Genomic DNA, 12,411 nt, shown 5'->3' on the forward strand with positions numbered 1-12,411 from the left:
GTCTGGATCATGGCCGATCACACAGCCAAGGCAGCTCAGGACGTGTCGGTTCCCGCCGACGTCGAGACCGAGCTCGTGGGTGAGTCCCTCGTCGAAGAGGTCTCGATCGACGGGATGTGCGGGGTTTACTGATGTCCACCCCGACATCTGCTCCGGTTGCCGGCGACCGCGACTCCGCGGTCGCCGGTGACCGGCGCGACACCCCCGCCACCCTGTCCGCATTCGATCTCGACGCCGCCTGGGAGCTCAACCCCAAGGTCGCACTACGCCCGGAACCCTTCGGGGCGTTGCTGTATCACTTCGGTACCCGCAAGCTCTCATTCCTCAAGAACCTGACCGTCGTCGGGATCGTGCGCTCCCTCGCCGAGCATGACGACGCCGAGACCGCCCTGGCTGCTGCCGGGATCGGAGCCGCCGAGCGTGCGCTGTATGTGCAGGCGCTGACCGCCCTGGCCGACTCCGGGATGATCGTCCGCCGCTGACGGACGCATTCCTCCACCGTCCACCACCGCTCCTCGAGCCCAAGGAGACCCGAAGATGACCACACTCGAGTTGCCGCCCACCGCAACCGAACTCGCCGCCATGCCGACGCTGCAGCCCAGTGCGCCCCCCAAGGTCGGGCGTCTGGTCGATCAGTTCGAGAAAGGGCTCGACGCCCCGATCTGCCTGACGTGGGAGCTGACCTACGCCTGCAACCTGGCATGTGTGCACTGCCTGTCGTCCTCGGGTAAGCGCGACCCGCGTGAGCTGTCGACCGAACAGTGCAAGGCGATCATCGACGAACTGCAGCGCATGCAGGTCTTCTACGTCAACATCGGTGGCGGGGAGCCGACGGTGCGCCCGGACTTCTGGGAACTCGTCGACTACGCCACCAGCCACCAGGTGGGAGTCAAGTTCTCCACCAACGGTTTACGCATCGACAAGAAGGTCGCCGCGCGGCTGGCCGCGTCGGATTACGTCGATGTGCAGATCTCGCTGGACGGTGCGACCGCGGAGGTCAACGACGCCGTGCGTGGCCCCGGCTCGTTCGACATGGCCGTGCGCGCGCTGGAGAACCTCCACGAGGCGGGATTCGCCGACGCGAAGATCTCGGTGGTGATGACACGGCAGAACGTGGCGCAGCTCGACGAGTTCAAGGCGCTCGCCGACCGCTACAACGCCACCCTGCGCATCACCCGGCTGCGCCCGTCGGGCCGCGGCGCCGACGTCTGGGACGACCTGCACCCGCTGCCCGAACAGCAGCGCGAACTCTACGACTGGCTCGTCGCCCACGGCGAGAACGTCCTCACCGGCGACTCGTTCTTCCACCTGTCGGCGTTCGGCGGGACCGGTGGGTCCGGCCTGCCCGGGCTGAATCTGTGCGGCGCGGGTCGCGTGGTGTGCCTCATCGATCCGGTCGGTGACGTCTACGCCTGCCCGTTCGCGATCCACGAGAACTTCCTCGCAGGCAACATCACCACCGACGGTGGCTTCCAACAGATCTGGCAGAAATCGGACCTCTTCACCGAGCTCCGTGAGCCACAGAACGCCGGAGCCTGCACGCGCTGTGCCCATTTCGACGCCTGCCGCGGCGGCTGCATGGCGGCCAAGTTCTTCACCGGACTGCCGCTGGCCGGACCCGACCCCGAGTGCGTGCAGGGATACGGCGAGGAGCTGCTGGCTGGTGAGCGCGCCAAACCGACTGCGAACAAAGACCATTCACGCGGTACCCCGTTGACACTGATGACCCGGCAACCCGACGGGGAGATCACCCCGATCGGTGGCCCGCCGTCGAAGAACTGTGATGAGAACCCGTTGGCGGGATTCGCCCTGTAGTACCCCCGCGTGGCGGATCGTCGAGCACCCGGGCCGGGCGCCCGGGTGATTCGATGCTGCGACGAACAAGTAAAGAAAATAGGTAGGAACACACAATGGTCACCAATCCCTGGGCCCGCAATCCCTGGTTCGAAACCGTTCACGAAGCGCAGCGCCGCGCCAAGAAGCGACTGCCGAAATCGGTGTACTCCTCGCTGATCGCCGGCACCCAAGCCGGCGTGACGGTGCGCGACAACGTCGACGCGTACTCCGAGATCGGGTTCGCCCCGCACGTGATCGGCGCGCAGCCCGATCGCGAACTCTCCACCACTGTGATGGGCCAGGACCTGTCGTTCCCGGTGATGATCAGCCCCACCGGCGTACAGGCCGTCGACCCCGACGGCGAGGTCGCGGTGGCGCGTGCCGCGGCAGCTCGCGGTACCGCAATGGGCCTGTCCAGCTTCGCGTCTCATCCGATCGAAGAGGTCACCGCGGTCAACGACAAGATCTTCTTCCAGATCTACTGGCTCGGTAGTCGCGACGAGATCCTGGCGCGTGCCATGCGCGCCAAGGAAGCCGGTGCGAAGGGTCTGATCGTCACGACCGACTGGGTGTTCAACATCGGTCGCGACTGGGGCAGCCCGGAGATCCCGGAGAAGGTCGACTTCAAGGCTCTCCTGCGCTTGGCGCCGGAGATCGCGGTCAAGCCGCGCTACGCGATGGACTGGATTCGCGACGGCAAGATCATCATTCCCGACCTGACCGCGCCCAACGTCTCCAAGGGCAAGGGACAGCCCGGACCGACCTTCTTCGGTGCCTACGGCGAGTGGATGAGCACCGCCCCGCCCACCTGGGACGACTTGCAGTGGCTGCGCGAACAGTGGGGCGGACCGTTCATGGTCAAGGGCGTCACCCGCCTCGACGACGCGAAGCGAGCCGTCGACATCGGCGCGACCGCGCTGTCGGTGTCCAACCACGGTGGCAACAACCTCGACGGCACCCCCGCCACCATCCGTCTCCTGCCGGGCATCGCCGAGGCGGTCGGCGATCAGATCGAGGTCCTGCTCGACGGCGGCATCCGCCGCGGCAGCGACGTCGCCAAGGCACTCGCACTCGGGGCGCGCGCGGTGATGATCGGTCGCGCCTACCTGTGGGGCCTGGCGGCCAACGGTCAGGCGGGCGTCGAGAACGTCCTCGACCTGCTCCGCATGGGCCTCGACGGTGTGGTGATGGGCTTGGGCCACAAGAGCGTTCACGAACTCTCGCGCGATGACCTGATCATCGGTGAGGACTTCGATCGCTCCTTCGGCAGCATCTGAGCGAATCCGAGTCGGAAGAACGCCGCAGAAACAGGGCTACGAAAGACAGAGCGCCGCCGGTTCCCGCCGGCGGCGCTCTGTTGTTCGCCGACGGCGCCCTGCATCGCGCCGACGGCGCTCAGACCTTGGAGTTTCCCATGTCGATCTGGAACTGCGAACCGGTGACCGCGCGCGCCTGCGGTGAGGTCAGATAGAGCACCGCGTCGGAGATGTCGTCGAGCGAGGCGACCGGGAAGTGATCCATCATCGAGATGAAATACCGTGTGTACTCGCCCATCTCGAAGATCTTCATCGCCGAGGTGTCGGCGATGCCCATCGGTGTGTTGACGGCGTAGGGGTGGATCGAGTTGACGCGGACCCGGCGCGGTGCCAGCTCTTTGGCGGTCGTCTGGGCCAGTCCGGTGAGTGCGTACTTCGACGCCGAGTACGCCGCCTGGACGGGCATCGCCTTGAGCCCGGCGACCGAGGAGATGATGACGATCGAGCGGTTCTCGGCGTCGGTCTCCAGAAGCGGGGGAATGGTGGCGCGCAACGTCTTCCATGTGCCGACCACGTTGACGTCCAGGACGTCGGTGAATTCGTGTTCGGAGAGTTCCCAGGTGAGTCCCCATGAGAGGATGCCCGCGTTGGCGATGACGTGATCGAGGCGGCCGAATTGCCGCACGCCGTCGGCGACAAGCTCCTCCTGGAATGCCAGATCTCGCGTATCCCCCTGACGGGCAAGGATTTTGCCGCCGGCCTCTTCGACGAGGCGAATCGTCTCGGCAAGATCGTCCGGCGTCGACGCCGGGTAGGTGATGTGGTCGGCGACCTCGCCGGCGATGTCGAGTCCGATGATCGACGCACCCTCGCGGGCGAAGCGGAGTGCGTGATTACGCCCCTGGCCACGGGCGATGCCGGTGATGTAGACGACCTTGCCGTCGAACTGTCCCATGAGGAAAAACTGTAACACGTTCTATTTCGACGTGGTTGGACGACCGGGAGAAAGCGCTGTCGACATTGAGACGGGCGCCGTCGGCGAGTCGGAGAGCGCCGTCGGCACAACCGAAGGCGCTGTCGGCGAACTGGAGAGCGCTGTGAGCGATGCGGAGGGCGCTGTCGCGACGACGCGGGGCGCCGACGACGTCGTCGGCGCCCCGCGGTCGGACGGAGGAGGTGCGATCCGTTCAGTCGGTCCAGACGGTGGATGGATCGGTGGCCTGGCGGGCCGGCCCGCTCGGCGTCTCCGGCGAGGTGCGCGAGAAGCGTGGTGCCACTTGTGCCTGCATGACGCCGTCGATCTCGAGGAGGTTGGCGCGGGCCGACATGTGCGGGTCGGTGGGAGCCTCGGCGAAGCTCAGTACCGGTGAGGTGCAGGCGTCGGTGCCGTCGAAGACCTTGGCCCACTCGTCGCGGGTGCGCGAGGCGAAGGTCTCGGTGAAGATCTTCTTGAGCTCCGGCCATTTCGCGACGTCGTTCTGGTCCGGCAGATCGGCATCGGCGAGTCCGAGTCCCTTGAGGAGTTCGGCGTAGAACTGCGGCTCGATCGCGCCGACGGCCATGTACTTGCCGTCGGAGGTCTCGTACACCTCGTAGTACGGAGCGCCGGTGTCGAGCATGTTCACCCCGCGCTCGTCCGACCACAGGCCGGTACCGCGGAAGGCCCACATCATCTGTCCCAGAACCGAAGCCCCGTCGACCATGGCGGCGTCGACCACCTGGCCGCGACCGGAGAACTGGCGCTCGAAGAGTGCCGAGAGGACGCCCATGACGAGGAACATCGAGCCGCCACCGAAGTCGCCGGCGAGGTTGAGCGGGGGTACCGGACGCTCACCGCGACGGCCGATCGCGTGCAACAGGCCGGTCAGCGAGATGTAGTTGATGTCGTGGCCGGCGAGTTCTGCGCGCGGACCGTCCTGGCCCCAGCCGGTCATGCGGCCGTAAACCAGGCCGGGGTTGACCTCGGCGAGATCATCGGGCCCGAAGCCGAGTCGTTCCATCACGCCGGGGCGGAATCCCTCGAGAATCACGTCGGCCTTCGCGATCAACCCGAGGATGGTGTCGCGGTCGGCCGGGTCCTTGAGATTGGCCTCGACGACGCGACGCCCGCGCAGCAGCGCGTCGGCATTTCGGCCCTCGGCCGGAAGTGTGCCGGGACGCTGCACCCGGATGACATCGGCGCCGAGGTCGGCGAGCATCATCGCTGCGTGCGGGCCCGGGCCGATACCCGCGAACTCGATCACGCGCAATCGATTCAGCGGTCCGTTCTTACCGCTGGTGGGTGTCGAATCTGATGTCATGGACGTCCTCCCTCGAATGGCGTCGACCTTGTTGTGCCGACTGGTGCCGACCGTGTTCTGCGACACATACTGCGGTCCAGGATTCCACAACCGATCGAGCGCTCGTCCAAGCGGGTCCGAACAGGGGATCTTGGTCCTGTAATTGGTGACGACCGGTTACCCCGAGGCGCCGCGCACATTAGACTTGGCCGAATGGTGCGAACGGCGAGGCTGGGGCAATACGCATGGCCGCAGGTGACGCCCGCCGAACTGACCCTTCTCGTTCCGATCGGTTCCGTCGAACAGCACGGTCCGCATCTTCCGCTCGACACCGACACGCGCATCGCCGTTGCGGTGGCCACCGCCGCCTGCTCGGAGTTGCCCGCCGACGCGCCGGTCACGGTCGCCCCGGAGATCGCCTACGGAGCCAGCGGTGAGCACGAGGGTTTCGCCGGGACGATCTCGCTGGGACAGCAGGCGCTGACCGACCTCCTCGTCGAATTCGGACGCAGTGCCTGTCGCTGGGCGCGGCGGATCGTCTTCGTCAACGGTCATGGCGGCAACGTGCCCACGCTGGCCGCGGCGGTCGCCAGACTGCGCTATGAGGCGCGCGAGGTGGCCTGGTATCCATGCGTGTTCGCCGATGCCGACGCTCACGCCGGGCACACCGAAACCTCAGTGCTGCTTCATCTTTCGCCGGAGCTGGTGCTGACCGACCGGATCGAGGCGGGTAACCGTGAGCCGATCGGCGTGCTGATGGGGCCGATGCGTACCGGCGGTGTCGCCGCGGTCAGCGAGAACGGGATACTGGGCGACCCGCGAACGGCGACCGCCGAGCACGGTGCGCAGCTCCTCACGCGTGTCGTCGACGATCTGACGCGGGCGCTCGGCGAGTGGGCCGTCGACGACGGGGGGAGACTGCGGTGACGACGACCGAATGGGTCGCGCAGAAGATGCCTGCCCCGAGCGATTCCGGATTGCCGGACGGCTTCCAGATCCAGATCGATCTGCGGTGCGCGCGGCGCGGCGACCTGCGCTACCTCGTCGGTGGGTCGCCGACGCGCATGCTCCGGCTCAGCGACACCGCGCTCGGTCTCACCTCCGCCGACGGACGCATCGAGGTGTGCAACACCGCGACGCGCACGCTCTCGCGGACGCTGCTCGAGACGGGCATTGCTCATCCGCGGCCCATGTCGGGGCCCAAGCCCGACGACGTCACCGTGGTGATCCCGGTGCGCGACAACCAATCCGGTGTCGACCGCCTCCTCGACGCGGTGGCCGGTACCCGGGTCATCGTGGTCGACGACGGCTCGGCCGTGCCCCTCGTCGCGCAGGGGCCGCTGGTGCAGGTCATCCGATTCGAGTCCAACCGCGGCCCGGCCGCAGCCCGCAACGCCGGCGCCGCGGCTGCCACGACGGACTTCGTGGCCTTCCTCGACTCCGACGTCGTTCCCGAGCCGGACTGGCTGGTGATGCTGCTGGCGCACTTTTCCGATCCGTTGGTGGCGCTGGCCGCTCCCCGGATCGTCGGCTTGTCGGCCCGACGCGGTGAACGCCAGTCGATGGCCGAACGCTACGAGAACGGTCACTCCTCACTCGACATGGGGCCCACCGAGGCCGCCGTTGTCCCCGGTACGCCCGTACCATATGTGCCCAGTGCGGCAATGATCGTGCGGCGCAGTGCTTTTTGCGGATTCGACGAGAATCTCCGGGTGGCCGAGGACGTCGACCTGTGCTGGCGACTGCACGAGGCGGGCTGGCGGATGCGCTACGACCCGGTGGCCCGGGTGGCCCACGACCACCGCACCAACCTGCGGCAGGTGTTGTCCCGTCGCCGCTACTACGGCACCGGGGCGGCTTTCCTGGCTCAACGGCACGGCACGCTCGCTGCGCCGATGGTGATGACGGCGTCGATGGCGCTGGCGGTGGCGGCCTTGTTGTCACGAACCAAGTTCGGACTCGTTCTCGCTTTTCTCGTGCTGGCCCGCGTGGCCCATCGATTGCGGGCGCGACTCGGCGACCTGCCGGACGCGCCGGTGGCCGCCGCGCAGATGACCGGCCGCGCGGCCGGATACGGGCTATTGCAGGCGGCCGGTGCGATCTGTCGACATTATTGGCCGGTCGCAGTCCTGTTGGCGTTGATCTCCAAGCGATTTCGGATACTCGTCATCGAGGTGGCCATCGCCGAGGGCCTCATCGAATGGGTGCGCGCCGTCCTTGCCGACACCACGCGCGGGCCCGCGATCGGCCCCGTCGCCTATCTGATCTGCCGTCGTCTCGACGACCTCGCCTACGGCGCGGGACTGTGGGAAGGTGTTGTGCGTCAACGCGATCTCGGCGCGCTTCGGCCCGTCGTCACGCGCTGACCGCCGAACCAAGGTGATGGGGACGCCGGTGGACGAGACGTCGGTGGCGGGTGAGCTTCCCCGACGCGCAGACGTCGTCATCGTCGGCGCCGGCAGCGCCGGGTCGGTGCTGGCCGACACATTGAGCCGCGACGGCACCCGATCGGTACTCCTGCTCGAGCAGGGGAGCGGCTGGCCCGACGCCGCGGTTCGCGATCTCCGAACACTGCCGATCAGCGCGTCGTCGGGGTTCGTGACCGTCCACGACGCGCCGCCCGGCCAGACCGTGGTCCGCGGGCGCGGGCTCGGCGGGTCCTCGGCGATCAACGGTGGATACTTCTTGCGGTGGCATCGCGACGATTTCGCCGGGTGGCCCACCGGCTGGGGCGTCGACGACGTCGAAAGGGCCTACCGCGAACTCGACGAGACCGACGGCCCGATGTCGGTGCACCCGTTCGGCGAGGACGATCTCGGGCCGGCCGCCCGCGCCTTCGAGCGATTCTGGTCGACGCGCGTACCGGTCCGCGACGTCACCGACCGGTGGCCCATCATCGGTCTCAACCGAGTGCTGGGCAACAACGAACTGCTGGACAACAACGCAGTGCTGGGCAACAGCGCCCACCGACTGCGCACGACCTCCGCGGAGGCATTTCTCCGCCCGGCTCTCGCACGTCCGAATCTCTTTGTGAGAACCGGCATTCGGGTACATGAGATCCTGATGGCGGGACGCCGGGCAACAGGCCTGCGGGTCACGGGTTCGGGGGACACGGGGTCGGGGGGCACCGACATCGCCTGCGACGAGGTGATCCTGTGCGCCGGAACACTCGGTACCGCAGGAATCCTGCTGCGCTCGATCCCGGAGGTGATCGGGCCCTCCGGCGTACTCGTCGCCGGCGAACACCGTGAGGTGCTCGTCGGATACCGTAGGCGTTCGCCCGACGACCTGCGGCCGCTACTGCCGACCGTGGTGCACACCGACGATGGTATCGAGATCCGTTGCTACTCCGATGATTTCGAGCGGTATGTGACCGGGTCGGCCGGCGGCTCGCAGGCCGTGGGGGTCTGCGGGATGCTCCAGGCGGGCCCGGCGCGGCTCACGTCGGCGTCGGGAGGCTCGGTACGCGTACGGTTCGACGACCTCGACGAGTCGGTGGTGGCCCCGTTGTGGGCCACGGCGTCGGACGTGGTGGACATGTTGGCGTCCGCCGAGTTCGACGACGTGGTGGTACCCGATTCGATCTCGGTCGATCCGGTGATCCGCAGTTCGCAGCACGCCTTCGGCAGCCTGCCGATGGGCGTCCGCACCGACTGGCTGGGTGGGGTGGTCGGCGTCCGGGGCCTACGGGTGGTGGACGGCTCGATCCTGCCGAGTCCGGGCCGCAGCGGACCGCACGCCACGATCATGATGACCGCGCGCCGGATCGGTGCGGCGCTCGCGGCGGGGTACTGACCGCACCGACCACGCCCTGCGCCCCGAACACACTCTGCGCACCCGAACACATTCCGGGAAAGAACTTCGTCGATCCCGGGAACCTTTGTGCACCGGCATCCGACCACTCTTGCGGCTCGACTACATCTGACGGACGAGAGGCGGGTGGCGAACTGGCCGCTACCGTGGCGATCACCGGCGTGTTCACGCTGTGCGCGGTGATCTACCTCATGCGTGCGTGGCACTCGCCGACCCCACTGACCCGATTTGCCGGAATTCTGCACGTCCTGATGGCCGTCGCGATGATCGCCATGGTCTGGCCGTGGAGCGCGCAGGCGGCACCGATCGTGTCGGTACTCGTGTTCAGCGGTGGCGCCCTGTTCTTTGCCAATCGCGTGGTCGTCGACGCCGATGCGACGCGACGTCACCTGCTGGTGGGGTCCTATGACGCGGCCATGATGGCGTCGATGGTGGTGATGTCGGTGCTGATGTCGGTGCCGGCGACGGTGAGTTCCGGCTCGGCGGAGGCGAACTCGGCCCAGGGTTCGATGCCCGGTATGGGCTCGATGAGCGGTATGGGCGTGCCGGGTACCGCGGGCTGGGCGCAGCCGACCGGCGTCGCGGTGCTCGCCGCGCTTTGTGCGGCAGCCTATTTCGCCGCCGCACTGTGGTGGTTTTACGCGTTGATCCGTGGACCCGCGCGCCCGTGGGGTGAGGTGCTGATGGCAACCGGGATGGGCGTGGCATTCGCCGTCCTGATGTGAGACCCCGGTGCATTCGCCACCGGAATAGTGAAACTACGAGAGAACGAGGATATCGATGGTGAGAAGACGAGCGGCGTTGGTGCTCGCCGTGGCGGGAACTGCGGTGGCGCTGATGATCGGACTCTCCGGGACTGCGTCGGCGCACGTGAAGGTGTCGGGAATCGACGCCACCGAGGGCGGATACGGCGTCTTGACCTTCCGGGTGCCCACCGAATCCGACACCGCGTCGACCACCGAACTGGCGGTGACCTTCCCGGACGACACCCCGATCATCTCGGTGTCGACGCAACCCAAGCCGGGATGGACGGTGCAGGTGGTCAAGAAGAGCCTGCCCACGCCGCAGAAGGACGACGACGGCAACGAGATCACCCAGTATGTCTCCCAGGTGATCTGGAAGGCGCAGACCCCGCAGGCCGCCATCGCGCCGGGGAGCTTCGACACGTTCAGCGTGTCGGCGGGACCGCTACCCGACAAGGCGACGCTCTCGTTGCCCGCCCAGCAGACCTACAGTGACGGCACCGTCGTGAACTGGAACGAGAAAACGGTCTCCGGTCAGGCCGAGCCCGAGCATCCGGCGCCCGTGCTCTCCCTCGCCGCCGCATCCGGTGGACACACGAGCGATCAGTCGATGTCGAATGACTCGACTTCGTCACCGTCATGGCCGGGCATAGCCGGATTGGTCATCGCGATCATCGCCCTGCTGGTCGGGGTGGCCAACCTCGCGCTGATTCGCAAGGGGCGTTCATCGAATTGAGGTGGCGCAGAGCGCTCCTGGTGTTCACCGGGGTGGTGTGTGCGTTGGTGATGGCCACTCCCGGCCTGGCCGGCGCACATGCCACCCTGGTCTCCAGCGTGCCCGCCGACGACTCGCGAGTCGCCATCTCGCCGTCACAGGTGGTGTTGACCTTCGACGAGAACATCAGTGTGGGAGCCGATCCCGCGCGTGTCATCTCGGCACAGGGCGATCGCGTCGACACCGGCTCACCACATCTGATCTCGGCCGGCAACGCCCTGGTCATCCCGGTGCGCCCCGATCTGCCTGCCGGAAGTTATTCGGCCACCTGGCGAGTCATCTCCGCCGACACCCATGTGGTCACCGGGTCCATCGTGTTCGGCGTGCGGGCCGACCCCGGGGCGCCCGCCCCGGCGGCACCGCCGGTCGCCGCCTCGGTCACGGCACTCGATCGCGCATCGCAGGCGCTGCTCTACGCGGGCCTGGTGGGCAGCGTGGGTCTCGCGGTGGTGTCGCTGATGCTGTATCCGAGAACGTTGGCGCTCAAACGATTCCGATGGACGGTGGCGCCGAGTTGGGTTCTGGCGGTGCTGGCCTGTGCGGGCACGGTTCTCGTCCGGGCCGCCGAAAAGGCAGATGTCGGTGTGAGCCGGGCATTCTCGGGCTCGGCGCTCTCCTCCGGTCTCGACGGTGGCGATACGAGGGTGGTGCTCATCAGAGCGGCCCTGGTCGTGGTGCTCGGACCGGTGCTGTTCGCGGCCGCGCGCCGGCGAGTCTCACATGCGTGGGGCGCAGCGCTGATCGGGGCCTGCGGGCTGGGTATCGCCGTCACCATCGCCGCCGACGGCCATGCGTCGGTGGGGGATCTGGCATGGCTGGCCGTGCCGGTCACCATCCTGCACGTGGTGGCGATGACGCTCTGGCTCGGCGGACTGCTCTCGATGGTGCTGATCCTGTTGTCCGGCAACCGCTCCCGCTTTCCGGCCACAGTGAAATCCAAATCAGTGGCATCCGAACCGCCGGCACCTGAACCGTCGGCACCTGAGCTGCTGACACCTGCCGTGTTGCACCGCTGGTCGAGGTGGGCGTTCACCATGGTGGTCGTCCTGGTGCTCTCCGGGGAATTCCAGGCGTGGCGGCAGATCTGGCCGGTGCAAGCGCTGTGGGACACCACCTACGGTGTCGTGCTGCTCGTCAAGTCGGCTCTCGTACTGGCGATGCTCGGCCTGGCGGCATATGCGCGTCGTCGTCTCGGCCTCAGCCGTCTTCGACGTTCGGTGCCGATCGAGATGGCATGCGGCATAGCCGTCCTCGTCGTCACCTCCGTCTTGGTCACCGAACCGCCCGCGCGCACGACCTACGGTCCGCCGATGCAGGTGGCGGCCCCTCTCGACGACGGCGCGGCGCAGGTGTCGGTGTCGACCACGCGCCGCGGCCCCACCGTGGTGGACGTGGCCCTCGACGACGGTCACGGGACGCCGATCCCGGCCCGGTCGCTGCGCGCCACGTTGTCCTCGGAGTCGGCGGGGATTCCGTCGTTGGCGCTGAGATTCGTTCCGGCCCAATCGGACACAACGGACACCGGCTCGCCCGGGGCGGCTCGCTGGCGCAGCGTTGCGGCGTCGGTTCCCGTCGCCGGTGCGTGGACGTTGACGCTGACCGTGCAGTTCAGCGATTCCGACGCGCAGGTCACCACCGTCGGGTTTGCGGTCTGGTGATCGCCCGGTCTGTTGGTGCCCTTGCGATGGGCCCCGCATGGTGAGGTCACC

At 67.6% G+C, this 12,411-nt stretch carries 12 protein-coding genes; 10 read left to right on the top strand and 2 right to left on the bottom strand.

Going from position 1 to position 12,411, the window contains the following annotated elements:
• Positions 1-9: 9 nt before the first annotated feature.
• The 4 genes from mftA (at position 10) to mftD (ending at position 3,113) form a co-directional block, all read left to right on the top strand.
• Entirely contained in the window at positions 10-132 is a 123-nt protein-coding gene (gene mftA / locus GOPIP_RS28135; protein ID WP_006367871.1) for a mycofactocin precursor MftA, read from the top strand.
• Entirely contained in the window at positions 132-482 is a 351-nt protein-coding gene (gene mftB, locus GOPIP_RS02160) for a mycofactocin biosynthesis chaperone MftB (protein ID WP_006367872.1), read from the top strand. The genes mftA and mftB overlap by 1 nt, the downstream gene beginning before the upstream one ends.
• 55 nt (positions 483-537) lie before the next feature.
• On the top strand, positions 538-1,815 hold the full coding sequence (gene mftC, locus GOPIP_RS02165) for a mycofactocin radical SAM maturase (protein ID WP_006367873.1): 1,278 nt from the start codon (positions 538-540) through the stop codon (positions 1,813-1,815).
• A 95-nt stretch (positions 1,816-1,910) separates the two neighbouring features.
• Positions 1,911-3,113: a pre-mycofactocin synthase MftD gene (gene mftD, locus GOPIP_RS02170; RefSeq protein WP_006367874.1), complete on the top strand. Its 1,203-nt coding sequence runs from the start codon at positions 1,911-1,913 to the stop codon at positions 3,111-3,113.
• 118 nt (positions 3,114-3,231) lie between these two features.
• On the opposite strand, the gene GOPIP_RS02175 is transcribed toward mftD, so the two are convergent.
• A complete protein-coding gene (locus tag GOPIP_RS02175; protein WP_020170415.1) occupies positions 3,232-4,047 on the bottom strand; it encodes a mycofactocin-coupled SDR family oxidoreductase in 816 nt (271 codons plus the stop codon).
• Positions 4,048-4,279: 232 nt separating this feature from the next.
• The gene (locus GOPIP_RS02180; RefSeq protein WP_006367876.1) at positions 4,280-5,392 is read right to left on the bottom strand and encodes a CaiB/BaiF CoA transferase family protein; all 1,113 of its coding nucleotides are present in this window, start codon (positions 5,390-5,392) and stop codon (positions 4,280-4,282) included.
• Positions 5,393-5,584: 192 nt separating this feature from the next.
• Between GOPIP_RS02180 and mftE the strand changes: the two genes are divergently transcribed.
• The 6 genes from mftE (at position 5,585) to GOPIP_RS02210 (ending at position 12,360) form a co-directional block, all read left to right on the top strand.
• Positions 5,585-6,298 carry a mycofactocin biosynthesis peptidyl-dipeptidase MftE gene (gene mftE, locus GOPIP_RS02185; RefSeq protein WP_035726909.1) on the top strand — a complete coding sequence of 238 codons (714 nt, stop codon included), beginning with the start codon at positions 5,585-5,587 and terminating at the stop codon, positions 6,296-6,298.
• Between the two features lie 26 nt (positions 6,299-6,324).
• Complete coding sequence (gene mftF / locus GOPIP_RS02190) at positions 6,325-7,737, top strand: mycofactocin biosynthesis glycosyltransferase MftF (RefSeq protein WP_035726925.1); 1,413 nt, start codon at positions 6,325-6,327, stop codon at positions 7,735-7,737.
• Between the two features lie 28 nt (positions 7,738-7,765).
• Positions 7,766-9,166: a mycofactocin system GMC family oxidoreductase MftG gene (mftG, locus tag GOPIP_RS02195; RefSeq protein WP_244421097.1), complete on the top strand. Its 1,401-nt coding sequence runs from the start codon at positions 7,766-7,768 to the stop codon at positions 9,164-9,166.
• 164 nt (positions 9,167-9,330) lie between these two features.
• The gene (locus tag GOPIP_RS02200) at positions 9,331-9,909 is read left to right on the top strand and encodes a DUF5134 domain-containing protein (protein ID WP_006367880.1); all 579 of its coding nucleotides are present in this window, start codon (positions 9,331-9,333) and stop codon (positions 9,907-9,909) included.
• A gap of 55 nt (positions 9,910-9,964) precedes the next feature.
• A complete protein-coding gene (locus GOPIP_RS02205) occupies positions 9,965-10,663 on the top strand; it encodes a YcnI family copper-binding membrane protein (RefSeq protein ID WP_035726910.1) in 699 nt (232 codons plus the stop codon).
• A complete protein-coding gene (locus GOPIP_RS02210; RefSeq protein ID WP_244421098.1) occupies positions 10,660-12,360 on the top strand; it encodes a copper resistance CopC/CopD family protein in 1,701 nt (566 codons plus the stop codon). Before GOPIP_RS02205 ends, GOPIP_RS02210 begins: the two co-directional genes overlap by 4 nt.
• The last annotated feature ends 51 nt before the right edge of the window (positions 12,361-12,411 follow it).

It is taken from the genome of Gordonia polyisoprenivorans NBRC 16320 = JCM 10675, assembly GCF_000241325.1.
Taxonomy (GTDB): Bacteria; Actinomycetota; Actinomycetes; order Mycobacteriales; family Mycobacteriaceae; genus Gordonia; species Gordonia polyisoprenivorans.